Below are 25,040 nucleotides of genomic sequence, written 5' to 3'. Positions count from 1 at the left end.
TAGAAAATTGTAAACGTGATGTGAACAGGGAGGAGCTGCACGGATGGACGCCCCAAAGCGTGTGTTGATCGTCGAGGACGATCCGACCAGCCTCGAACTCATGGCAGGCTATTTCGAGGTCGAGGGGTTTCGCGTGCTACGGGCCAGCAATGGCGACGAGATGGAGGTCGCCCTGCGCAAGGCCAATGTCGACCTGCTGTGCCTCGACATCCGCTTGCCGGGCCGCGACGGGCTCAGCCTTTTGCGAGATCTCCGGCGGTCCTCCGACCTGCCGGTCATTGTCATCAGCGCGAAAACCGAGGACGTCGACCGCATCGTTGCGCTGGAAGTCGGCGCCGACGATTACCTCCACAAGCCCTACCACCCCCGCGAATTGCTGGCCCGTGCGAACAACATCCTGAGGCGCGTCGGGCGGTCCGCCCAGGCGGCCCCTGAAAGCGAGGATCAGAACTACAGTTTCAATGGCTGGGTGCTCACGCCCGCCGCCCGTAGGCTCACCGCGCCCGATGGCAGCGATGTCCACCTGACTCGTGGCGAATACGAACTCCTGCTCGCACTTTTGCAGCACCGGGGCAGGGTCATGCAGCGCGATGCACTGCTCGATGCGTTGAGTGGTCGTGAGAGGGATCCGTTTGATCGGACCATCGACGTTCTGGTCGGGCGTCTGCGCAAGAAGATCGAGCGCGACCCTAAGACCCCCGAACTTATCATCACCGTGCATGGCATCGGCTACGTTTTCCTGGAACGAGCGGCCGAAAAGGCGATCTGACCTTAGCAAGCTTCAGGCGAATTGGGCAGGCTGTTCGATTGTCTGTCCGAGTGCCGAAACCTAGCGGCATCCTCCGCCGGCCCAGTTTCGCAATACGTCCTTGAAACCGCCGCCGTAGGGGTGCTGCTTGCTGAGCGCACGGGTTCCGGCGTCGGCAAGATATGTTTTTGCCTGATCGCAAAGCGCCTCGGCTGTCCATTCGTGACAGGTCGCGCAGGGACGGTTCTTCCAGACCGCGTCGGGCAATCCCGGAATGGGCGGAAAGAGCGGCGAGCTGTCCACGAGCATGGCGATGGAGTTGCCATCGAGCACCGGGTCGCCATGCGCCAGCAGCGCCTCCAGGGTCACATCTTGGGGCATAGCCGGCAGCGTGTCTGCCGGTGCAGGTGCCTGTGCAGCGGTTTGGGCGTCGGCGGGCGTCTCGGGCGCCTTGGCGGCCAATGCGGCCATTTCCATCGTGGCCAGCTCGGCAAAGACCCCTGTCGGGAATGCGTCGAGATAGGCGCGGTAATCTTCGACCCGGCCGGAACTCTGGGCCGCTTCGATCATCTCCCGCTCGCGGGCTTCGGAGTCCGAAGGCGGGGTGTATTCCGGGGCGACGGCGGCCGTGTTTTCCGCTTCGGGTTCCTGCTCGCCATCCAGCGCCTTCGTCAGAAGCTCGCGCGCGGCGTCGAAATGCTCGCTCTCGGGATAGGTCCGCAGGAAAAGCACGATCTGCACCGGGTCGCCGGACGCCTTGATCGATTCAAAGAACTCGTCGGCGGCAAGCTGCTCCGGTTGCTGTTGCTCGGCAGGGGTAAATTGGAAATCGATGGTCAGCGACGAGGTATCCCACGGCGTCTGCCGGTTGTCGGTTGCTTCGATCACCTTGCTGCGGACCCGTTTGAACGCCTGTTCCACGGGCAGGCCGGGGGTGTCCATCTCGTTCACGAGTGCCGAGGTAAAGGGCGAATTGGACCCGACCCCATCCATTGCGACGCTGCCCGGCGCGGTCGAATAGGCCATGAAAGTGCCGGTTGGCGCCTTCATCTCCGCGAGACCGTTATCGTTCATGTCCGGCACGTCGACGAAGGGGTTGTTGCGACAGGCATCAAGGATCACGAGGTTAGCCCGGTTTCGTGCCGATGCCATCTGGCGCAGGATCGCGTCGGCCCGCACCGCCACGAGGCCGAGGTCCGCCGCGTCGGTGAGCAGGACATCGACCGGCAGCAGGTAGTTGGCGCCGAAACTCTGCACCGCGTGCCCGGCATAGTAGAAAAGCCCCGTGGCCTCGTCGCCATGCGCCCGCAGATCGCGTCCGAACTGGGCAATGGCGCGGTTGAGCGTCACCTGGTCGGCATCGGTCAGCAGGGTGACCTCGAACCCTTTCGAGGTGAGCGCGGCCGCCATGAGGCGCGCATCGGACACCGGGTTGTCGAGCGGCGAGACGGAGATATAGCGCTCGTTGCCCACGACCAGAGCAAGCCGGGGTTCGGCAACGGCCGCGGCAACCAGTGCCTGAAGTGCCATCACAGCGAGAAACAGCCGCAGTATCGGAGCAAGGAGAGGGATCATTCAGAGTTATTCCACGATCGAGAATTCGATACGGCGGTTCCGCCAGCGGCCGCGTTCGGTGTCATTGTCGGCAACCGGACGGGTTTTGCCATAGCCGGCGATCTGCATCCGCGCGCGCGCGACACCCTGGCCCTCCAGATAGGCGGCAACCGACTTTGCACGCCTCTCGGAGAGGCGTAGATTGGCGCGTTCGGGGCCGACGCTGTCGGTATGGCCGCCGACTTCAATCGACAGGTCCGGGCAACGCCCGACGATTTCGGCCAGCGAGTCGAGCATGGGCGCGCTTTTCGCTTCGAGCCGGGCCGAGCCGGAGGAGAAGGAAATCTCGTTGGCCTCGGAAACGGTCAGGAACCGGTTCTGGCATTCCTCCAGCGCCAGCTCTCCGCTGCTCTCCAGCGCGCGCGATTCCGTTGTAGCGGTGGCCCCGGCCATCTGTACGGGGGTCTCGGCAGCACCATTGCGCAGGAAACGGAAATCGAAACTGACCGTGGCTGAGGGAATGATCGGCAGGCCGGCGGCTTCCTCCAGCTTCTTCCAGCCGTTTTCAAGGCCGAAATCGGCGACCGAGACCGAGACCGGTTCGGCGGCGGAAATATAGACCTCGTTCTCGTTGAGTAGCGTCACGATGACATCGGACTCGAACGCCTTCTGTACCCCGTGCAGGTCCAGAACATATTCCATCGACATCCGCTTGCGCCCCACCTGCGGCAGATCGACGAAATCGGCGGCAGCGAGCTCGGCCAGGATGGTCGCGCGGGGATGCAGGAATGTCTCGAAGAACAGGAAGCGCATGCGGACATTGCGCAGGTCGATCTTGGTGTCGATGGATTCGAGGTGAACGGTGATCTCGACCTCGCCCGTCTCCTCGATGCGCCCTTCGAGGGCGGCGAAACTGCTGGTTTCGACCTTCGTCGCGTCCTTGATGGACAGGAAAGACAGGGCCGATTGCTCCGCGTCGAGGGTCCAGCCTCCGTCAAAAGGGTCGGGCGCGGCCGAAACCCCGGCTGCCGAAACCGACAGGCCGAACACAAAAGACAGCGCAGAAACATACGCAGCATAACTCATCAAGTTTCCTCCGCGCCTCGCGGCGCTTCCGTTCGCGTTATTGGCAACTTAGCCGAAACTTTCGCAAAGCCCCAATAGAAAGCACGCGGGCAGAGGCACCGGAGCGCGCTCCCTGTTGCCAGGCTCATTACCTGCGCAAGATGCCGAACCGGTCGGAGCCAAGCGGGGAAGCGCTGTCTGCCCGGAGCCTCTGTAGACAGCGAAAGCGCCTGCTGGCTACACTATCCGCAGTTTGGTTTATTGCCGACGAGGTATTTTTTATGAAGTTTCTTTGGCTGGCGGGCCTTCTGGCCGCTGCGAGCGCCGTACCGTCATGGGCGACAGATCCGGTAGTGGCGACGACCGGAACCGATGCATCCGTAACCTACGCCGCGACCGAGGGCGGTGCCCCGATCGTGGAGGAACTTCCGTCCGTGCAACAGCGCGGATCGTGGCAATACCAGGTGCCGATCGAGATCCCGCCAACGGAAACCGGCTTCGCGCCCAGCCTTTCGGTGCTGTCTTCCCATGCCGCCAAGGGCGGAGTGCTTGGCAATGGCTGGGAGCTGTCCGTGGGCTCGCGGATCGAGCGGCGCGGGCCGACGGGCGGTCCGCCGATGATGGATGGCACGGACACCTACTGGCTCGGCGATCAGCAGATGTATCCGTTCCAGTTCCAGACCACGCTGCCCAATTCGATCCTTGGCGCGCTGGAATATTACCGGCTGGAGCAGGATGACAGCCGGATCTTCATCTATTCCTCCACCTCCGACACGTGGCAAGCGAGCCGGCAGGGCCAGTCCTGGAGCTATGGTGGGGCAAGCGAGGCAACCGGGGCGGCGAACGAATACCTGTCGACCACGCTCGGGGATCAATGCCGGGACGAGCCGTGGACGGGCCAGTCCGACACCGTGAGCTGGAGCCTCTCCATGGAGACCGACAAGTTCGGCAACAGCATCGATTATCGCTACGATATGCTCTGCGATTGTGCCGCCGACAGCGGCGAGGCCGAGCTATTCGGCGGGCAGGCGGCCTGTAGCCCGGTTCTGGGCGAGATCAGCTTTGGAACGGCGCGGGTGCAGTTCGATTATGTCAACCGGCCCGACCCGGTCATCGCCGCGCGACTGGGGCGGTTGCGGGTGCTCGACAAGCGCCTGTCCATGATCACGACGCTGGTGGAAAGCGGCCATGTCGAGCTGGAGCATTCCCGCTACCGGTTCCTTTACAATGCCAGCGACCGCCTGACGGTGCGTAGCACCGATCCGCTTGATGGCATCGGCCACGCCGGCGAGCCGGCCCTCGACCCGCTTGTCGGGTCACTCGGAGCAAACCTGCTCGGCCTCGGGCCCAACGAGGAAGGCGATCTGGGCACGTTGCGCGGCATTTCCAAGCTGGGGCGCGACGACACCGAGATCCCGATGATGACGGCAGATATCAACCGTGACCGGACCGGTTTCGCCGATGCGCAGGTGTTGAACGATTTCGGCGCGGTTCCGGATTATTTCACCACCACGCCCTTCCCGGTCAATTTCGATGGCGACGCCTATACGGATCTCGCCCTGGTTTCGATGAAATGCGACAGCCCGATGGGAATGGATGGCTGCGAGGTCGATGTGCGGGGCTATCACAATGTCGATGACGGCAGCTTCGGCTTTGTCCCCGACCCGGTGATGACGGACCTGCTTCAGGATGCGCTGCCGCAGTTCAGCGTGATCTGGGGCGTCTATCGTTTCGCCGATGTGGATGCGGACGGGCGGACGGAACTGCATGTCGCGGTCAACACCAACGATCCGGTATTGCACGACACGGCCTCCTATGTGCTCACGGCCGACAATGACGATTACGAGATCCTCGTCGACATGATCGACATGGAGGAAGACGATTTCAACGGCGCCCAGTTCGCCGATGTCGATGGCGACGGGTTCCCGGACATCATCTACCCCGTCGGCCCCTCCAACCCCGAGATGATCGCCTGGGAACGCAATACCGGCGAGGCGCCCTATTTCGACGGCTTCGGGCGGGAATACCTGCCCAACCCGATCGATGAGAACCCGGCGCTGACCGACAGCCTGACGGGCGAATTGCGCCTGCTTTGGGACCAGTGCATTGCCGAGAATGGCGACTCGGCGAGCGGCCTCGACCTCGACCCGTGGACGAGCCAGGGCGTACATTGGCAGAGCGCTGATCTCGCCAGCTTCCAGAGCGACGAGCACTACTGGCTGAGCCAGTCGCGCGCGACAGATATCAACGGCGACGGCGCAATAGACCTCGCCTTCTCCTTCCCGATCTGCTGGAAAATGGGCGATGAACTGACCGATATGGAGCCCGCGGGCATCCATTTCTCGCGCATCTATTTCGGCGATGGGCGCGGTGGGTTTCTCGATTCCGAACTGACGTTGCCCACGGCCTTCATGCAGCCCAACAGTCCGATCAACGTCGCGCGGCCGGACACGGTCTATGACGCCGATCTGTTCGATAACTGGAACAGCTTCTCGATTGTCGATCTCAATGCCGATGGCAATACGGAGTTGGTCTACCGCAACGACGATTCCCGCCGGCTGCGCTATGCCCATTGGCAAAACATCCGCGAGGGCTTCGGTTTCGACGCGGATACGCAGGAAACGCGCGCGCTGCCTGCGACGGTGCGGGCGTTGTCGAGCACGCCCAGTGGCGAGGAAGCGATCTTTTCCCAGTCCACACTCATCCAGGATTTCAACGCCGACGGCTTCCCCGATCTGCTGATCTTCGAGCGCAACCGGAGCAGCGATACCGCCACGCAACTCACCGTCAGCGTGCATGAAAACACCCGCAGCCACCCCAACGTGATCCTTGAAGAGATCACCAACCAGTTCGACGGCACGATCAAGCTTTCCTATCTGAACGCGGCCCGCAATGGCGACAACCCTGAGCTGTCGCGCACGGTATGGACGGTCGACGAGGTGAGCGATCACCGCGGCACGAGCCGCTTCAGCTATAGCGGGGGGCGATACGAGGACCGGCGCTTCCTTGGCTTTGCCGAGGTCGAGGGCGAATACGAGAGCGGGTTGCTCTACGAGGCGAAATTCTCGCTGCGTCCGGAGTTTCGCGGCAAGCTCGTCTCGCGGGCCGAAAGGCGGTCCAGCGGCAGTCTCGCGCGGTTCACCTATAACAGCTATATCGAGATGCTGCCGACCATGTGGCGCTACGATATGGACGCGCCCTTCTTCAACCCGCTGCGGCGGCGCTGCACGTTCGAGGTCGATCCCGCGCTGGTCCTGATCGTGAATGGCTCCATCAACCAGGCAGGGCTCGAGGATGACCTGATCCGGGAATGCCTGGATTTTCAGGACAGGGAGATCACCTTCGAGGGGCTGTTGATCGACCCCGACGATCTCATCGTGCTGCATGGCTGGATCGCCGACCGGCTGGCGGAGGAGAACCAGTTCTTCCAAAAGTCGGATTTCTTCCGCCCTCTTTTCGGCGAGGGGGGCAGGGCGCTGGTGCGGGGGCGCAACGTGGCAACCCAGCGGCTCAAACCCGAGACCAAGGCGGAGGAAACGCGGCTCAACGCGCTTGTCCGGCGTCTCGTGAAGCAAGGGGTGGTGACGCGAGAGGATCTGGTCGCGTGGCGCAAGGCGGCGCTTGAGGAAAAGGCGCTGAAGCCGCGCAAGCCGATGATCCGGATGCGAAAGTCGGCCCCCGCGACACGAACGGTCGCGCCCGCGACGGCCTCGGAACTGCGTCCGGCATGGATGAAGTCGCGCTTCGCGGCGAAACGCCCGCAGGGTATTTCGGCGGTCACCATGCATGCGGCCGTGCCGCAAAACCTGCTCGACGCCGGGCGTCCCAATTTCGTGCAGCCGGGCGCGACGCTTCTGCCGATGACGCCGGAATACCGGATGTTCGTGAAGGATTACGAGTATTTCCTGCAACGGCTGTCCGCCGAGATCGATTACCGGATGGCAGGGAAATTCAACGATGACCACCGGATCGACTACCAGTTCGCGCCCACGTTCTTGTTGCCCGGGCAGCCACAGGTCACGGGTTACACGGTGACCGACGATGACGGCGACGTGGTGCGCAGCTTCGCCTTTTCGGAGTTCGCGGGTTTCGACACGCCGGAGGTGATCGAGGAAACCGGGCAATATGGCGTGACGCGCGGCTCCCGGCGAAGCTTTGACGATATGGGGCGGCTGGTCGAGAAGTCGGTGGACCGGGGCGTGTTGCGCCGGCAAGCGGTGACGGAGATCGGCTATGCCACTTGCGGGGTGGAAAAGACAATCGACGCAGTCGGGCGCCTGCGCGCAACGGAATACGACCGGTTGTGCCGTATTTCGGAGACCTCTTTCGAGGGCGGTGTGCAGCGTTATGTCCGCGACGACCTGGGCCGGATCACGCAGGAGACGCGGGATAACGGGGTCGCCTCGATCGAGACGATCCATCGGTACTACTCGGAGGGAGCAAAGGATCTGTCCTTGCCGTGGTCTGCCGAGATCCGCGGGGAGCGGCTCACACTTCGCTTCGTCGACAAGTGGGGGCGCGTGGTGACCGAGCGGATCTGCCGTTGGGACGAGGAGATCCCGGAGGCCGGCACGCAGGCGCGCGATATCCGCTGCCTCGGTCAGCGGACCCGGCACGAGCATTGGGGTTATGCTGACGATGGCGCGCTACGCTTCCACACGCGCCCCTATTTCGATGGCGAGACGGCGAAAACCGAGTGGTACTACCGCGACGCCTTCTGGCGCATCACCGAGAAACTTCTGCCGAGCCACGACTATACCGGGCCGGCGGTGGACATGTTCGACCTGGTGGAAACACCCCGCCATGTCAGCTTCCGCACGGTCTATCGCGTGGGCGAGACGCGGACGGTCGGCCCGGACGGGCGCGTCTGCAAGGTGATCTACGACACGCTCAGCCGAAGCCATGAATGCGACGGCGTCAGCCGAGGCTCGGAGCAGTTCAACGAGTTTGGCCACACGACCCGCACCACGCAGCCTTCAGGCGTGGTGACGAGCTATGGCTACGACAATTTCTTCCGCATCAACGCGGTCACGGCCCTGACGACGCTGGAGACCTGTAACGGCGACGCGGTCAACCCGACGCAGAGATATCTTTATGACTTCCTGGGCAATCGCACGCGCCTGATCGCGGAAGACGGCGTGCGGAGTTTCTGGACCTATGACGCCATCGGGCGTCCGCTCACCTACAAGATCCGGCGCGGCGCGGCGGGCCGCTTCCAGCTCAACGCCTGGAACTATGTCGACGGCGCCCCGGATGGCGCGAGCAATCCCGGCGATGGCCGTCGCGTTCTGGAGACGGATATCAACGGCAATGTCACGACCTCCTGGCTGGACGGTTTCGGCACCGCGTTCAAGGCGGAACTGCCCGACGGGAGCTACACGCTCGACACGCTGGACGATCTCAGCCGCGTCAGCGCGCAGCGCGACATCGACGGGCTGGTGACGCATTACGGGTATAACGTTCTCGACCGAAAGACCCGGGAGTACCACGAGCTTCCGCTCTCCAGCCCCTATTGCACGGCGGATATGCCGGTCGACGGCAGCAATTGCCAGGTCGGGACGAGCTTTTCCTATGACGGCGAGGGGCGGCTGGCTGAACTGACCGATGCCGACGGGGTTACCCGCAGCTTCGGTTATACCGATGCCGGCGACGCGGCCTATTACATGCTGGGCGACTGGCTGTTGGAGGCACAGAAGCTCGACGATTACGGCAATGTCAGCTGGGCGTTCCAGGGCGGTGCCGAGATCGAAGTGGACTATGACGACCTCTGGCGCCCGAACCGGATTTGTCGTGGTGCCGATGGCGGCGCTTGCGGGGTTGTCGAGGAGCTGACCTATACCCCCGACAACTTCGTCGCCACACAGTCGATCGGCGGCCATACCCAGAGCTACGAGACCGATTACCTCGGGCGCGTGACATCGGTGACAGATGCTGCGGGCGAGACCGAGAAGCAGACATGGTCGCTCAATGCCGGGATCTGCAAGCATGTGGACAAGTCCGGGCATGAGAGCACGTATGAATTCGACGCGCTCGGCCTTGTCTCGCTCTACCAGCCGCAAGGGACCACCGAGCCCAGGAAATATGGTTATGAATACGGGGTGGACCTGTCGGATCATGACCTGCCGGGTGCGAACGCGCTGAACGAGATCATCGACGCGGATGGTGGCAGCTGGAAACACTATTTCGATTTCGCCAACCGGCCCGTGCTGCTCGAACGGCCCGATGGCAGCAAGATCGTGACCCGGTATGACGGCTCGATGGCCGTGAAAACGGAGCTTCGGGACAAGGACGACCTGTTGCTGGAGATCGTGGCGCATGGCTATGACGCGCTGAACCGGACCAGCTATGAATGGGGCCCGGTCAGCCCGTGGCGGTTCGAGACACAGTTGGAGCAGCCAGCCCCGGAGGATTCCGTGGTCTGGCGGAGCTACACGCCCGGCGGGCGGCTTGCGAAAGTGGAAACGGCGCGGAACGTGGCCAATGGTGCCTCTCTCGGCATCACTGAGTTCGACTATAACGCCGCCGGGCTGCTGAAACGCGAGCGCATTCTCGGCGTCACCGAGATCGAGACCAATTACGACAGCGATTTCGGCTTTCCCCGGATCGCGTCCGTCGAGATGGGGGCCCAATCCGACGCCCCGCGGGTGACGGAGTTCAGCTATTCGGATGATGGTCTCTACGTGACCGAGCGCCGGACGAGCGGCCAGATCGAACAGGACGGCAGGCTGGTCGAGGAGGTGATCGCGGTCAGCACCGACGATTTCGATGTTTTCGGAACCCCGCGCATCGTCGCGACCGAGCGGGGCGTGGACGGGGCGTTCGACATGATCTCGAAATACGCCCGCCGCACCGATGCGCTTGGCCGGATCGAGTCCACCGAATTTCAGGTGATGAACAAGAGCATAGGCACGGCGACATATCAGTATTTTGTCGATAACGATCTCAAGAGCATTGAAACCGATTGGGCGGGCAGTCTGGAGTTCGGCCGGGATGCCTTGGGCCAGATCGAGAGTATCACCGGTGAGGATGCCGTTGGCGGCAATGCGCACACCCTGCTGAAGGTGGTCGCCCGGGACCCGTTGGGCCGAATGACGGAAGGGGTTTTGAAGGACGATGCGCAATTCATCCGCGCCTATGACCAGCTTGGACGGATGAGCTACCAGCGGGTCGACACAAAAGGCGGGGCCTTCGACCAGCGGACCCACGGCTATGACATTCGCGGGCGCCTGATCTCCACCGAGTTCGCGACCTCTGGCGGCACGTTCCTGAACCGGTTCGGCTACACGACCGAGGGCTGGCTGGAAGAGGAAGTGCGCCGGGCGGGTTCGCCGGAGGAATCGGTGACCACTTACAGCTATGATGGCGCAGGCAACCGGCGAACGCGCGACATTGACGGTGCCGTGACCGCCTATTCCTACGGCAGCCCGGATGGCTCGGATATCGAGGCCGCCTTGATGGCAGTCAACGAAAACGGGATCGAGACGAAGATCGGCTGGGACGCCTATGGCGGGATGATCGAGGATCACCGCGGCTACCAGATCGTCCGCTCGGTCACCGGCCACGCTCGGGAAATCTGGGACAAGGACGGCTATTTCCGCATCGGTTTGAGCCGCGATCACTCGGGGCGGACGGTACATTCCGTGTCGGCACAGGGAGAGAGGGTGCATTTCTGGGACAACCCGGTCTCCACGGTCTACCCGCTCTCGACCATTGATGAAGAGGGCGTGCCTTCGATGAATGCCGCGCTGGGCGACACCATCGTGGGGCGCCTATTCGGCGAAAGCGCCGAGAACGCCTTTTCCGAGCGCGGCGGCGATCTGGTGCTGAGCAATGACCAGATCATCTCGTTGATCGAGGCCTTCGGCACGGATGTGGCAATCCCCACCAGCGGGTTTTCCTTCATCTATGGCGGTCAGGAATACCTCGCCGACGTGCCCTATCTCTCTGCGCAACAGCGGCTGTTCGACCCCGAGACCGGCCGCTTCGCCTCGGTCGATCCGATGGGGTTGTCGGCCGGCGCCAATCGGTTCCAGTTCGTCTCCAACGATCCGTTGCGCCGCTACGATCCGTGGGGAATGGAGGACGCCGCAAACGAGGAGATGCCGGAAACCGAGTTGCAAAAGGCCTGGGACGATCCGGAGAATTTCGGCCGGCGGGGACGGTATATCGAAGATCAGGACATGGTTATCTGCAACGGGATCTGTCCCGAGGATGGCAAGCACAGTTTCCCACCGCTGGTGATCGTGGCCAACCCGCTCCCCGGCGAGGTGGTCGAGACCAAAGGCCCCGATACCGCCGAGGCCGGTGCGCGCGGTGAGGAAGCAACGGTTACCGACGATCCGGCCAAGGGGCAGGAACAGCCGGAGACCGAGGTCCAGCCTGTCGAGACCACGGCGCAGAACGATCGTCAGACCGATGAACAGGATGACTGCCAGTCGAATTGCGATGCCGAAACGGCGGGCGATGGCGGGGCGGGCAAGAATGGCGAGATCGAGATGCCGGAGAACTTCAATGGCGATTACTCGGATCTCAAAGGACGTCTTGCCGATGGCTATTCCATCGATGCCGACGGGCTCTTGCGCACGCCAAGCGGCAATATCGTGATCCCCGGCATCAACGACGCGCAGAATCCGTTGCCGCACAAAGTGCTGATCAACATGGCCGGGAAGGCCGTCGACGATGCCGCGAATTTCGGCATCGCGGGGTCGGTGGCGAAGATGGCCGGGCTCTGGGAGGGCAACGGCACGCCCGGAAGCGACGCGGCCGCGGCGGCGGGTTTTGGCTACACCGCTTCGGAGAAACCACGCGAAATGCTGGCGGAAACGTCGATGGGCATCGCGATGATGGCCGCTGGATCAGGTCCGGGGCGGGCCGCTGCCAATTCTGGCCGCTCGCTTCTGGCACGAGGCTGCTCCGGACCGCTGGGGCAGTTGCCCGGTGTCATCAAGCGGATGAGTGGCATTACCTGCTTTGCGGCCGGCACGATGGTGGCGACCGAATCCGGGCCGGTGCCGATCGAGGAGATCAAGGAGGGCGATCTGGTCGAATGCCGGAGCGACCAGACGATGGCACAGAAATTCTGCCCGGTCGAAAAGCTCTACGAGACGGAGAACCGCGCATTGATGAGCTTGTCCGTCGCCGGAGAGAGCGGACCGGAGGAAATCAGGACAACGCCCAACCACCGGTTCTACGTGAAGGATCTCGGTTGGCGGGAGGCGCGCGACCTTTCCCCCGGTCAGGTTCTGTCGACCGCGAATGGCGCCACCGCGACCGTAACCGACGCCCAGCCGCTCGATGGAAGCGCGCTGGTCTACAATTTCGAGGTGGCCGAGTACCAAACCTATTTCGTCGGGGAAAACCGGAGTTGGGTTCATAATGGCGGCACCTCCTGTACCGCGGCGGGGCACAGGGCCATCGGCTGGCTCTACCGGGTGGGCGAAGATGGTGTCAGCGAACTGGTCCTGCGACGGGATTTGGTGAGCGGGGGCGTGACCCGTGCGCTTCTGGAGAACTCGGCCAACGCCGCGGGCAGGCTCTTCCCGCGAAACGCCCAGCACATGACGCATACCGAGACGCGTTTTCTCAACGATGTTTTCGGACGATTGCAGACAGGAATATTGCCGCCCGGCAATTACCGTGTCGTGTTCCTGGGTGAGTTGCCGCCCTGCAGCCGGTGCAAGGGAGCGATGAATTCGCTGGAGTTCGACGGTGTCCAGACGACCTATATCTATTTCGGCGATGCCGCATCAGGCATTTGGCAGAGCGCACCACCGGTATCGACCTTGCGTTCCTACGCATCGTCCTGGGCGCGTCTGTTCCACAATCCGGGCGCAACCACGCTGCCGAAATAGGAGCGGATCGCAAACCGTTCCGGGCTTCGTTCGCACAGGTGCCGAAAGCCTCCGCGTTAGTCCCCGGGGGAGGCGGAATATGTCCATCTTGTGCGGCCGGAGCCGTCGAATGCCAAAAGTTGCTCGACAAGCCCTGTCAGGGATTCTCTAATTGCAGGCGAACTTCCTGAAGGCGAGGACCGAGCCAAGCCCGATATTACATGACGACCGGAGAGATTCTGTTCGCTCCGCAAAACGTCCCGAGACAACGTTCGCGGGGCAAAAACAATGAAAAAAAAGACGTAAATTCAATGGGGAACGCTATGAAAATTGGGAAACTTGCGCTTGCGGCCGGACTGGCCCTGATTGCAGGCACGGCTGCGGCCGAGGTCAAGGTCGGGATGATCACGACGCTGTCGGGCGGTGGAGCCGGGCTTGGAATAGATGTGCGCGATGGCTTCATGCTCGCGATCAAGCAATCCGGGCGGGATGATATCGAGGTCGTCATCGAGGACGACCAGCGCAAGCCGGACATCGCCGTGCAACTCGCCGACAAGATGATCCAGTCGGAGAAAGTGGACGTGCTGACTGGCATCATCTGGTCCAACCTCGCCATGGCTGTCGTTCCGGCGGCAACGGCGCAGGGCAAATTCTACCTCTCGCCCAATGCCGGGCCGTCGGCGCTCGCCGGAAAGGGATGCCACGAGAACTATTTCAACGTTGCCTGGCAGAACGACAACCTGCACGAGGCCGCAGGGGCCTATGCGAATTCCGCGGGCTACAAGAAGAGCTTCCTGCTGGCGCCCAACTACCCGGCCGGCAAGGACGCGCTCACCGGCTACAAGCGTTTCTTCGAAGGGGAGCTGTCAAGCGAGGTTTATACCGAGCTCGGACAGACGGACTATGCCTCCGAGATCGCCCAGATCAGGGCCTCCGACGCCGACAGCGTGTTCTTCTTCCTGCCCGGCGGCATGGGGATTTCCTTCCTCAAGCAATATGCCGATAGCGGTGTCGAACTGCCGGTGGTCGGTCCCGCCTTCTCCTTCGACCAGGGGATCCTGCAGGCCGTCGGCGCGGCGGCCCTCGGCGTGGTCAACACCAGCCAGTGGAACAAGGATATCGATAACCCCGCCAACGCGGCCTTCGTCGAGAGTTTCCAGGCCGAATATGGCCGCCTGCCCTCGCTCTATGCCAGCCAGGGGTTCGATACCGCCAACCTGCTGATCTCGGCAGTCGAGGCCGCCGATGTCTCCGACGCGGATGCCTTCCGGGCAGCGCTTGAGGCCGCCGATTTCGACAGCGTGCGCGGCGATTTCGCGTTCGGGCCGAACCACCACCCGGTGCAGACGATCTATGCCCGCGAGGTGGTCGAGGAGAACGGTGTGTTCACCAACAAGATCATCGGCGTGGCGCTCGAAAACCACTCCGACGCCTATGCGGGCGAGTGCAAGATGTAACGATAGATGCCGGGCCGTTCGCGCGGTCCGGCGCTGACAATCCCAGATGACAACTCTCCTCCTCGTGGAGCAGATCCTGAACGGCCTGCAGTTCGGGATCATGCTGTTTCTCATGGCCGCCGGGCTCACGCTGGTCTTCGGCGTGATGGGCCTGATCAACCTTGCGCATGGCTCGCTTTACATGATCGGCGCCTTTGCTGCGGCGGCGGTTGCTGCTGCTACCGGAAGCTTCGTGCTCGCATTGGCGGGCGCCATGGCGGCGGCGGCCATGGTCGGTGCGCTGGTGGAATATACCGTGGTTCGGCGCCTCTACGCGCGCGACCACCTGGATCAGGTCCTTGCGACCTTCGCCCTGATCCTGATCTTCTCGGAAGGGACACGCTGGATCTTTGGATCTTTCCCGCTGTTTCTCGACATTCCGCCCGCCCTGTCGGGGCCGATCACGCTTCCGGGCGGCATCGAATACCCTCGCTACAGGCTTGTGCTTATCGTCACAGGCCTCGCTATCGCTGCGGGGCTGGCGCTTTTCATCTCCCGGACCCGCGTTGGCATCCAGATCCGGGCGGGTGAGAACGACCGGGAGATGATTGCAGCCCTCGGGGTCAATATCTCCCGCCTTTATACGCTGGTCTTCGCGCTTGGCGCGGCGTTGGCGGGGTTGGCCGGCGCGCTTGTGGGCGCCATCCAGTCGGTGCAGATCGGGATGGGGGAACCGATCCTTATCCTCGCCTTTGTCGTCATCGTCATCGGCGGGATCGGCTCGATCCGCGGCGCGCTTGTCGGAAGCCTGCTGGTGGGGCTGACCGATACGCTCGGCGGCATCTTCCTGCCCGAAGCCTTCAAGCTCTTCATGGAGCCCGCCGCCGCGACCGCTGTCGGCTCCTCGCTGGCGTCGATGGCGATTTATGTTCTCATGGCGGGCGTGCTCGTCTGGCGGCCTACCGGCCTGTTCGGAGCGCGCGCATGAGCCGGGAAACCATCGTGAACGCGGTCCTCTTCGCCCTACTGATCGCGGTCCCGCTCGGAGCGCTGGTGGCGGATGAGCCCTTCCTCATCACGCTCGCAACCCGTGCGGTCATCCTGGCCCTCGCGGCGGTGGGCCTGAATATCGCCCTTGGCATCGGCGGATTGGTGAGCCTCGGCCACGCTGCCTTTTTCGGCATTGGTGGTTACGCGATGGGCATTCTTGCCTTCCATGCCCAGAGTTACACGCCGCTTTTCGAGTGGCCTTTCGTGATCGAGGGCACCAAGCTGATGCCGATCATCTGGCTCGTCGCCATCTGTGGTGGCGCGCTGGCCGCCTTCGTGATCGGGTTGCTCTCACTGCGCACGACGGGCGTCTATTTCATCATGATCACACTGGCCTTCGGGCAGATGTTCTATTTCTTCGCCATCAGCTGGCCGGCCTATGGCGGCGAGGATGGGCTGTCCATCTATGTCCGCAATTCCTTTCCGGGGCTGAACACGCTGGTGCCGATCCAGTTCTACGCGATCTGCTTCGCGATCCTGTGCGCGGTGCTCTGGTTCAATGCCCGGCTCGCCCGCGCGCCTTTCGGGCTTGCCCTCAACGCGGCACGGCAGGTCCCGCACCGCGTTGAGGCCATCGGGCTGGACCCGGTGCGGCTCAAGCTGGTTGCCCTGGTGATATCCGGCGCGGTGACTGGGCTCGCGGGCGCGCTTTTTGCCGACCTCAACCGTTTTGTCTCGCCGACCATGTTCAGTTGGCAAATGTCCGGCGAACTGATGGTGTTCATCATCCTCGGTGGGACGGGGCGTCTGTTCGGCCCGGTGGCCGGCGCAATGCTCTTCGTACTGCTCGAATACCTGCTTGGCGGCATCAGCGACTACTGGCTGGCTTTCCTCGGCGCGCTGCTCCTGCTGGTGGTTCTGTTCGGCCGTGGCGGGTTGGTGGGGATCGTCGCGGGGGAGGCCCGCAACCATGACTGAGCCCATCCTGTCCACCCATGAGCTGACCCGGCGCTTTGGCGCGCTTGTGGCGAATGAAACCGTCTCTATCGACCTCCGCCCCGGCGAAGTCCACGCGCTGATCGGGCCCAACGGCGCGGGCAAGTCGACGCTTGTGGGGCAGATCTGCGGGGCGATCACGCCAGACGCGGGGCGCGTGCGTTTCCTGGGCCGTGACGTGACCGAGCAGAGCACCCGGACGCGGGCACGCGCGGGGCTTGCACGCACCTTCCAGATTTCCGCGTTGGCGATGGAGGACAGCGTTTTCCAAAACGCCGTGCTCGGCGCCATGGGCGCGGCAGGCAACGTCTGGCGTTTCCTGCGTCCCGCAATGAAAGACATGACAGCTCGGGAAAAGGCGGAACAGGCGCTCGAAAGGGTCGGCCTGTCCGATCTCGCGGCGCTGCGAACGGGGGAGATCAGCCACGGCCAGCGCCGGCGGCTGGAGGTGGCGGTGGCCCTGACCCTCGCGCCGAAAGCCTTCGTCATGGACGAACCGATGGCAGGGCTGGGGGCAGAGGGGACGCGAGAGCTGACCGGGTTGCTCGATGAGCTGCGGCAGGAAGCGCCGATCCTGCTGGTGGAACATGACATGGATGTTGTCTTTGCGCTGGCCGACCGGATCACGGTGCTGAATTACGGCCGCGTCATCGCCACTGGCAGCACCGCCGAGATCCGCAGAGATCCGGAAGTTCGCCGGGCCTATCTGGGAGAAGAATCATGAGCCTGCTCTCCCTGTCAAACGTTGCGGCGAGCTATGGTGCCAGCCAGGCATTGTTCTCCATCGATCTCGAAATTGGCGAGGGCGAGTGCGTTGCCCTGATGGGGCGCAACGGCATGGGCAAGACAACGACGGTGAAGGCGATCTGTCGCATGATCCCGGCCAGCGGTACGTTGCGCTTTGCCGGCCAGGATCTGACCCGCCTGACCAGCGATCAGGCCGCCCGGCTTGGTATCGGGCTGGTGCCCGAGGGCAGGCGCTGTTTTGCGGATCTGACCGTTTTGGAAAACCTGATTGTGTCGGCGCGCAAGGGGCCGTGGGATATCGACCGGGTAACCGGGCTGTTCCCACGCCTGAAGGAGCGGCAGGGCCAGCGTGCCTCCTCGCTCTCGGGCGGCGAGCAACAGATGCTGGCCATCGGCCGGGCGCTGATGACCAATCCGCGCCTGCTGGTGCTCGATGAGGCGACCGAAGGTCTTGCGCCCGTGGTGCGACAGGAGATCTGGGCAGCCATCGACGAGCTGAAATCCGGCGCTGGCCTGTCGATCCTCGTGATCGACAAATCGCTGCAGGAACTGCGGAAGGTCTGCGATCGGGCGACGATCATCGAGCGTGGCCGAACCGTCTGGACCGGAACCATGCCGGAGCTGTCGCTCGCGCATTCGGAACGGCATCTGAGCGTCTAGCGCCCGACCTCGGCCTTGAAGCCGCAGTCGACGTTCGGGCTGGCGCTGTCATCTGGCGTGATTCATTTGCGAGACCGCGAGACCGCGAGATCTGGCGGACGCAGCTTCCTTGCCCCTCGGCCTTTTGCACCAACGGCAAGTTCTCCATCGATTTCCCGGCAATACGCCTCTCAATTTCTCCTCAGGCGGGCTCGATCGTCGGGACGCGAAAACAGGGCTTGAGAGTGTTCTCCAAAATCGGGAATGTAATCGGTGAATATCTTCAATGCGTTCCCAATAGGTTTGCCATGGATATCGTCGATGAACTCAAGGCCTTCGTCGCAACCGCGCAGAGCGGGTCGTTCACGGCCGCGGCGGACCAGCTTGGCGTATCCAACCGGCTGACATCGAAATACGTCGCCGAGCTGGAGTCGCGGCTGGGCGTGCGGCTATTGCAGCGCACGACCCGCCGGGTCGGCCTGACGCCGGCGGGCGAGGACCTTCTGGCGCGCGCGCCCGCTTTGCTCGACGACCTCGACGACCTTCTGGCCGAGGTTTCCGAAGGCTCGCAGGGGTTTTCCGGCACTATCCGGATCTCCGCCCCGGTCACCTTTGGCGAATACTATGTGGGCGCCATGCTGGGCCGTTTTGGGCGGCTCAATCCGGACCTGACGCTCGATCTTCGGTTGAGCGATCGCTATGTCGATCTGGCAACCGACGGCATCGACCTGGCGTTCCGCATGGGCAGCACCGACATGCTCTCGCTGAAGACCCGCAAGCTCGGCACTTTCCAGAGCGCGGTCGTGGCGAGCCCCGACTATGTTGCGCGTCACGGTGCACCGCTTTCGCCCGAGGAGCTGCCCCGGCACGGCTGTATCGTGGACACGAACCGACGGTCCCCGCGACGATGGGTATTCCGGCGCGACGGGGACGAGGTTGCGGTGAACGTGCAGGGAAAGTTCCACGTCAACTCGGCCCGCGCCGCCGCCGGGCTGGCCATCGACGGCTTGGGGATCGCCAATGCCCCGCGCTTCGCCGTTTGCGATGCCCTCGCGTCGGGCGCCCTCGTCGAACTGTTGGAGAGCTTCAAAGGCGAAGGCGGAACGATCAGCGCGGTCTATCTCGAAGGCCGCACCCTTCCTCGCAAGGTGCGCGCGCTGATTGACTTCGCCTTGGAAGACATCCGATCCGCAGGCATATTCTAGGGCGTGCCGGATGGTGGACCCTGCCGGAGGGCAGGGCCCGCCCCGTTCAGCCGAAGACCCGTCCGAGCGCGACATCGATCGAGTCGGTGATCCGGTCGATATCGTCGGGCGTGGCGATCAGGGCCGGCGACAGGCACAGCGTGTTGTTGAGGCCCGGAATGGAGCGGTTCGTCGCCCCGATGATCACGCCCTGGGCCGCACATTCAGCGACGACGGCCTGAACGCGCTTTTCGGCCACTGGCTCCTTGGTCGCGCGGTCGGCCACCAGTTCGGCGCCGCAGAACAGCCCCTTACCGCGCACATCCCCGATCACTGCGTGCCGCTCCATCAGCGCGAGCAGGTTGCCCATGAGCCGCTCGCCCATCGCCGTTGTGTTTTCCAGCAGGCCCTCATCCTCGATGATGCGCATGTTCTCCAGCGCCGCCGCCGGCCCGGCGGTGCAGCCTCCAAAGGTCGAGATGTCACGGAAATAGTTCATCGGGTCCTCGACGTCGTCCTTGAACATCTCGAAGACCTTTTCATTCGTCACCATGCAGGCGATGGCCGCATAGCCAGAGGCCACGCCCTTGGCCATGGTCACGAAATCGGGCTCGATCCCGTAGTGCTGGTAGCCGAACCAGGTGCCTGTCCGGCCGACGCCGCAGACGACCTCGTCGATATGCAGCAGGATGTCGTATTTGCGGCAAATCTCCTGAACTCGTTGCCAGTAACCCTCGGGCGGGGTGATAACCCCGCCGCCCGCGGTCACCGGCTCAAGGCAGAGCGCGCCCACGGTGTCAGGGCCTTCACGCAGGATCACCTCCTCGATGGCGTCGGCCGCGCGCTCGCCGTAGTTTTCCACGTCCCACTGGGCGCGGTACTCGCAGCAATGGGGCACCTCGACGAAGCCGGGGGTGAAGGGGCCGTACTGAGCGTTGCGCTCCGGCTGCCCACCGGCCGAGACGGCGGTGATCGAGGAGCCGTGATAGTCGCGTTCGCGGAACAGGATCTTGTGCTTCTTGCCACCATAGCGCTTGTGGGCGATCTGGCGGACCATCTTGAAGGCCTTCTCGTTGGCCTCGGTGCCGGAGTTGACGTAATAGACCCGGCTCAGCCCCGGCATCTTCGAGATCAGCCTTTCGGAGAACATCGCGCCCGGGATCGAGCCTGCCGCCTGCGAGAAATAGTTCATCTTTACCAGCTGGTCGCGCACCGCGTCGGCGATGCTCTCGCGGCCATAGCCGACATTGACGGTCCAGACCCCGCCCGACACCGCGTCGAGAAACTCGCGCCCGGCCGCATCCCAGATCCGCATGCCCTTGCCTTCGACGATGATCTTGGGATCGTTCGTTTCCAGGGACTTGTGCTGGGTCAGATGGTGCCAGACATGCGCGCGGTCGGCCTCGATGGCAACGGACAGGTCGTTGGCGGGGATCGAAAGATTCATTGAGGGATCCTCGGAAGTGGAGAGTGCGGGACAGGGGGGGCGCACGGCGTTTGCGCGCCGCGACATTGACGAAAAGACTGCACGGATTACCGCCGGCGCATAGGGCCAGGCTTGGATACTCAATGGTGCCAGATGTGGGGGCGACAGCGAGACGCGCTGCCCGCGCAGGGGCGCTCTATTTCGTTTCCGCGAGCGCACCACGATTGCCGAATTCCGAGCTTCCGGTGCAGGACAGCGCGGAGGGTCCGGACTGGTCCCAGGCGATCGCCAACAACTCCAGTGCCCCGCTGGCGGTCTACCGGCCGCCCGATTGGCGCTCCTATCGCTTTCCTTTCATCTACTGGTAATGCGATCCGAAACTGTTCGACCACGGCAACTGGCGCCAATGTGCGCTGCAGGCGCTTGGGCGGACCGATATCGAGTCGCTCACGACCGATTGCTACGAACGCGACGATCCCGTTCTGGTCGAGTTCATCCTGCGCAAGATCCTGCCGCGACGAGGTATCGTCGCCCGACCCGAGCAGGTCCTGCTGACGATGGGGGCGCAAAATGCGCTCTGGACGGCGGCCCAGATCCTGCTGTCTCCCGACCGCAAGGCGGCGATGGAAAACCCGTGTTACCCGGGGCTGCGCGATATTGTTCTGAAGACGCGCTGCGATCTTGTCCCGGTCGATGTGGATGGCCAGGGCCTGCCGCCGGAGGCGCTGCCTCCGGGTGTCGATGTTGTCTTCACCACCGCCAGCGATCAGTGGCCGAGCAATGTCACCATGCCGCTCGCTCGTGCGCTCCATGCAGCGGAGGCCACGCGTTCCTGAGCGCATTGGTACGCGCGCAGGTTCCGCATCCCCTTGCGGCAGGCGCGCTGACACCTTGTCTCGCGTGGCATTCGTGTTATCCGAAGGCGACGTTCAAAACAGGAGCCCCCTTGCCCTCCGGATTCGCACATGCCGAACTGATCGCCGTGCTGGTCGCCGTAACGGCGAACGAACCCCGCGTGATGACCCTGCGCGGCGGCGAAGCGCTGCCTTACGGGCCCTTCGAATCGAAGCATCGCAGCCTTCAAAGCGGGCTGCGCGCCTGGATCGAGAGCCAGACCGGCCACCCGGTGGGCTATCTCGAACAGCTCTATACCTTCGCCGACCGCGACCGGGATCCGCAAAACCCGGAGGAGATGAACGGCGCGCGGCACATCTCGATCGGCTATCTGGGGTTGGTGCGGGAACAGGACGCGGCCGGGGATGGCCGGCCGGCCTGGCACGACTGGTACCGGTATTTTCCGTGGGAGGATCACCGCGACCGCCACCCCGAAATGCTCGATGCCATCGCCGCACGCCTGCAGCAATGGGCCAAGGACGATCCGCTCCGCCAGCAGCGCGCCGAGTATCTCTTTGGTCTGAACGGTAAGGCCTGGAACGAGGATCTCGTGCTGCAACGCTATGAAATGATGTACGAAGCCGGTCTTGCCGATGGTGCCGGCCAGGAAAGCCGTGCCGTGTTCGGCCAACCGATGGTGGGCGATCACCGGCGCATTCTGGCCACCGGCATCACGCGGCTGCGGGCCAAGATCAAGTATCACCCGGTGGTGTTCGAACTGATGCCCGAGAGCTTCACCTTGCTGGAGCTACAACGCACCGTCGAGGCCCTGTCCGGGCTGCGCCTGCACAAGCCGAATTTCCGCCGACAGGTCGATCAGCAGGACCTGATCGAGGAAACCGGCGAGATGTCGAGCGGCACCGGCGGTCGCCCGGCCAAGCTGTTCCGATACAGGCCGGCGATCCTGGAAGCACAATCCTTGTCGGGCGCGCGTCTTCCGGTGTCCCGCGGTTGACATAAACTCGTTTAGAGAATATGTCGGCGTGGATATATACTCAAACCGAGTACAAGAAGGACGCCATGAAGGACTTTCGCCTGCCGGATCTTTATGACCGGGTACGCCAGATCATCCCCGCGCCGGACTGGATGCTGTTCGAGGATGACATCGAGGCAATTCTCGCGTTGAAACGCGAGAAGAACGCCGTGATTCTCGCGCATAACTACCAGACGCCGGAAATTTTCCATGGCGTTGCCGATATCGTGGGCGACAGCCTCGCGCTTGCCCGTGAAGCGGCCAAGGTCGATGCCGATGTGATCGTGCTGGCCGGTGTGCATTTCATGGCCGAGACGGCCAAGCTGCTCAATCCGGAAAAAACCGTGCTGATCCCGGATACGAAGGCCGGCTGCTCGCTGGCTGAATCGATCACGCCCGAAGATATCGAGCTGCTGCGCGAGGCCCATCCGGGCGTGCCCGTCATCACCTATGTGAACACCTCCGCAGCCGTGAAAGCGGCGTCTGACATCTGCTGCACCTCCGGAAATGCCGTGAAGGTGGTGGAATCGCTCGGCGTGCCGAAGGTGCTGATGATCCCCGACGAGTACCTCGCCCTGAACGTGGCGCGCGAGACCGACGTGGAGATCATCGCCTGGCGCGGGCGCTGCGAAGTGCACGAACTGTTCACCCGCGAAGACGTGCGCTCGATGCGCGAGGCCTGGCCCGGGGTCACGATCCTGGCCCATCCCGAATGCCCGCCCGAAGTGGTGGCCGAGGCCGATTTCTCCGGCTCCACGGCGGTGATGTCCGATTTCGTGGGCGAACGGAAGCCGGCGCGCGTGTGCCTGCTGACCGAATGCTCGATGAGCGACAATGTCGCCGTCAACCACCCGGAGGTGGAATTCGTGCGCCCCTGCAACCTCTGCCCGCATATGAAGCGGATCGATTTGCGCAATATCCGCGAGGCTCTGGAAAACGGTCTGCACGAGGTCACGGTGGACCCGGCGATTGCCGAAGACGCACGCCGCTCGGTCGAGCGGATGCTCGCGATCTGATGTCGACTCCGCACGGGCTGGAGGGGCGCGTCGCCATTATAGGTGGTGGCATTGCCGGGCTCATGGCCGCACTGACCCTTGCGCCGCAACCGGTGGTGCTGATCTCCCGGGCCGACTTGGGAGAGGAAAGCTCCAGCAACTGGGCGCAGGGCGGCATTGCCGCGAGCCTCGGTCCGGACGACAGTGCCGATCTGCATCTTGCCGACACGTTGGAAGCGGGCGCGGGGCTGTGCGACGCGGCCATCGCGGCCGGTATTCTGAAGGAAGCCGGGGAGGCGATTGCGGAACTCGAAGGGCATGGTGTCCGTTTCGACCGTCAGGCGGATGGAAGTTATGCCTTTGGCCGCGAGGCGGCGCATTCTCGGTGGCGGGTGCTGCATGCGGGGGGCGATGTTTCCGGGGCCGCGATCACGCAGGCGCTGGTCGCCGCCGTGCGCCATTGTCCCTCCATCGAACGACTGACGGGTGTCGAGGCGCGACGACTTCTCGTTCGGGACGGTGCTGTGGCCGGTGTGCTCCTGCAACGGTCAGATCGCGTGGAAGTTCTGCCCACGAGCCGGGTGATCATGGCGACCGGTGGCCTTGGCGGGCTTTTTAACACCACGACCAACCCTTCGGGAAATTTCGGGCAGGGGGTGATGATGGCCGCCCGCGCTGGGGCCGCGCTTGCCGACATGGAATTCGTGCAGTTCCACCCGACCGCGCTCGACGTGCCGCGCACCCCGCTGGCGCTGGTCAGCGAAGCCGTTCGCGGCGAGGGGGCTATTCTGGTGGACGCGCAGGGGCGGCGCTTCATGGCCGACATACCCGGCGCCGAGCTTGCCCCGCGCGACGTGGTGGCCCGTGCCATCCACGCCGAAATCGCCCGCAATGGGCGGGTGTTCCTCGATGCGCGTCAGGCGCTTGGCGACGGGTTCGCGAAACGATTCCCGGGGATCGACGAACTCTGCCGCGAGGCCGGGATCGACCCCGCGTGCGTGCCGATCCCGGTCCGGCCGGCGGCGCATTATCATATGGGCGGGATCGCCACGGACGCGCGTGGGCGCAGCAGCCTCGGCGGTCTCTGGGCAGTTGGCGAATGCGCGGCCACCGGCCTGCATGGCGCCAATCGTCTGGCCAGCAACTCGCTGCTAGAGGCCGTGGTGATGGCCCGCCGCGCGGCGCAGGATCTGGCCGGGCAGACCGCTGCGCGCGTCTGGCCGGTTTCCCATGTGCCCTACCTGTTGCCGCAGGCCGATCCGGCCCCGCTCCGTCCGGTGGTCTCCAGAACGCTCGGCGTGATACGCGAGGAAAACGGGCTGCGCGAAGCCATTCGCACGCTGCTGCCCATTGCCGAGGGCAACGGCCCCGGCTCTGATCCGGCAATCGTGGCGCTCAGCGTCGCGGTTTTCGCGGAATTGCGCCGGGAATCCCGTGGCGCCCATTTCCGAACCGACTTTCCCGAACCCATGCCCGGGCAAACCTGCCGCAGGATGCGCCTTGACGATGTCAGGGCCGCCGCGCAGGCGCTCGGTGCCCACCCCCTATTGCGAAGTGCATGAC

16 protein-coding genes are annotated in these 25,040 nt (G+C 63.6%); 13 read left to right on the top strand and 3 right to left on the bottom strand.

Annotated elements, in window-relative coordinates; all coding sequences use genetic code 11:
• The first annotated feature begins 43 nt into the window (after positions 1 to 43).
• A complete protein-coding gene (locus AX756_RS02930) occupies positions 44 to 769 on the top strand; it encodes a response regulator (protein ID WP_068308491.1) in 726 nt (241 codons plus the stop codon).
• Between the two features lie 60 nt (positions 770 to 829).
• Here the strand turns inward: AX756_RS02930 and AX756_RS02925 are convergent, their stop codons facing one another.
• Both AX756_RS02925 and AX756_RS02920 read right to left on the bottom strand, forming a co-directional pair.
• Positions 830 to 2,323, bottom strand: coding sequence for a caspase family protein (locus AX756_RS02925; protein ID WP_068308489.1), 1,494 nt, complete (start codon positions 2,321 to 2,323; stop codon positions 830 to 832).
• 6 nt (positions 2,324 to 2,329) lie between these two features.
• Positions 2,330 to 3,388, bottom strand: a complete 1,059-nt coding sequence (locus AX756_RS02920) for an OmpA family protein (RefSeq protein WP_068308486.1) — start codon at positions 3,386 to 3,388, stop codon at positions 2,330 to 2,332.
• Positions 3,389 to 3,648: 260 nt separating this feature from the next.
• Here AX756_RS02920 and AX756_RS02915 point away from each other — a divergent pair, with 260 nt between their 5' ends.
• From AX756_RS02915 to AX756_RS02885, 7 genes are all read left to right on the top strand, one after another.
• Positions 3,649 to 13,218, top strand: a complete 9,570-nt coding sequence (locus AX756_RS02915) for a polymorphic toxin-type HINT domain-containing protein (protein ID WP_068308485.1) — start codon at positions 3,649 to 3,651, stop codon at positions 13,216 to 13,218.
• Positions 13,219 to 13,520: 302 nt separating this feature from the next.
• Positions 13,521 to 14,654 (top strand): ABC transporter substrate-binding protein, encoded by a 1,134-nt coding sequence (locus AX756_RS02910; protein WP_068308484.1) that lies wholly within the window; start codon positions 13,521 to 13,523, stop codon positions 14,652 to 14,654.
• A 46-nt stretch (positions 14,655 to 14,700) separates the two neighbouring features.
• On the top strand, positions 14,701 to 15,621 hold the full coding sequence (locus AX756_RS02905) for a branched-chain amino acid ABC transporter permease (protein ID WP_068308483.1): 921 nt from the start codon (positions 14,701 to 14,703) through the stop codon (positions 15,619 to 15,621).
• On the top strand, positions 15,618 to 16,601 hold the full coding sequence (locus tag AX756_RS02900) for a branched-chain amino acid ABC transporter permease (RefSeq protein ID WP_068308482.1): 984 nt from the start codon (positions 15,618 to 15,620) through the stop codon (positions 16,599 to 16,601). The genes AX756_RS02905 and AX756_RS02900 overlap by 4 nt, the downstream gene beginning before the upstream one ends.
• Positions 16,594 to 17,343 carry an ABC transporter ATP-binding protein gene (locus AX756_RS02895; RefSeq protein ID WP_068308481.1) on the top strand — a complete coding sequence of 250 codons (750 nt, stop codon included), beginning with the start codon at positions 16,594 to 16,596 and terminating at the stop codon, positions 17,341 to 17,343. Before AX756_RS02900 ends, AX756_RS02895 begins: the two co-directional genes overlap by 8 nt.
• Positions 17,340 to 18,026: an ABC transporter ATP-binding protein gene (locus AX756_RS02890; protein ID WP_068308478.1), complete on the top strand. Its 687-nt coding sequence runs from the start codon at positions 17,340 to 17,342 to the stop codon at positions 18,024 to 18,026. The genes AX756_RS02895 and AX756_RS02890 overlap by 4 nt, the downstream gene beginning before the upstream one ends.
• A 287-nt stretch (positions 18,027 to 18,313) precedes the next feature.
• Positions 18,314 to 19,210: a LysR family transcriptional regulator gene (locus AX756_RS02885; protein ID WP_068309034.1), complete on the top strand. Its 897-nt coding sequence runs from the start codon at positions 18,314 to 18,316 to the stop codon at positions 19,208 to 19,210.
• 46 nt (positions 19,211 to 19,256) lie between these two features.
• On the opposite strand, the gene AX756_RS02880 is transcribed toward AX756_RS02885, so the two are convergent.
• The gene (locus AX756_RS02880) at positions 19,257 to 20,636 is read right to left on the bottom strand and encodes an aminotransferase family protein (RefSeq protein ID WP_068308476.1); all 1,380 of its coding nucleotides are present in this window, start codon (positions 20,634 to 20,636) and stop codon (positions 19,257 to 19,259) included.
• A gap of 122 nt (positions 20,637 to 20,758) precedes the next feature.
• Between AX756_RS02880 and AX756_RS25495 the strand changes: the two genes are divergently transcribed.
• The 5 genes from AX756_RS25495 (at position 20,759) to AX756_RS02860 (ending at position 25,039) form a co-directional block, all read left to right on the top strand.
• Positions 20,759 to 20,983 carry a hypothetical protein gene (locus AX756_RS25495; RefSeq protein WP_156461370.1) on the top strand — a complete coding sequence of 75 codons (225 nt, stop codon included), beginning with the start codon at positions 20,759 to 20,761 and terminating at the stop codon, positions 20,981 to 20,983.
• A gap of 189 nt (positions 20,984 to 21,172) precedes the next feature.
• On the top strand, positions 21,173 to 21,451 hold the full coding sequence (locus AX756_RS02875) for a hypothetical protein (protein ID WP_068308475.1): 279 nt from the start codon (positions 21,173 to 21,175) through the stop codon (positions 21,449 to 21,451).
• A 110-nt stretch (positions 21,452 to 21,561) separates the two neighbouring features.
• Positions 21,562 to 22,464 carry an NUDIX hydrolase gene (locus AX756_RS02870; protein ID WP_068308474.1) on the top strand — a complete coding sequence of 301 codons (903 nt, stop codon included), beginning with the start codon at positions 21,562 to 21,564 and terminating at the stop codon, positions 22,462 to 22,464.
• A 65-nt stretch (positions 22,465 to 22,529) separates the two neighbouring features.
• On the top strand, positions 22,530 to 23,498 hold the full coding sequence (nadA, locus tag AX756_RS02865; RefSeq protein WP_068308469.1) for a quinolinate synthase NadA: 969 nt from the start codon (positions 22,530 to 22,532) through the stop codon (positions 23,496 to 23,498).
• On the top strand, positions 23,498 to 25,039 hold the full coding sequence (locus tag AX756_RS02860) for an L-aspartate oxidase (RefSeq protein ID WP_068308464.1): 1,542 nt from the start codon (positions 23,498 to 23,500) through the stop codon (positions 25,037 to 25,039). Before nadA ends, AX756_RS02860 begins: the two co-directional genes overlap by 1 nt.
• Position 25,040 lies beyond the last annotated feature (1 nt).

Source organism: Aliiruegeria sabulilitoris, from assembly GCF_001558155.1.
Classification (GTDB): Bacteria; Pseudomonadota; Alphaproteobacteria; order Rhodobacterales; family Rhodobacteraceae; genus Tropicimonas; species Tropicimonas sabulilitoris.
This window is presented reverse-complemented; position numbering and strand designations above follow the sequence as displayed.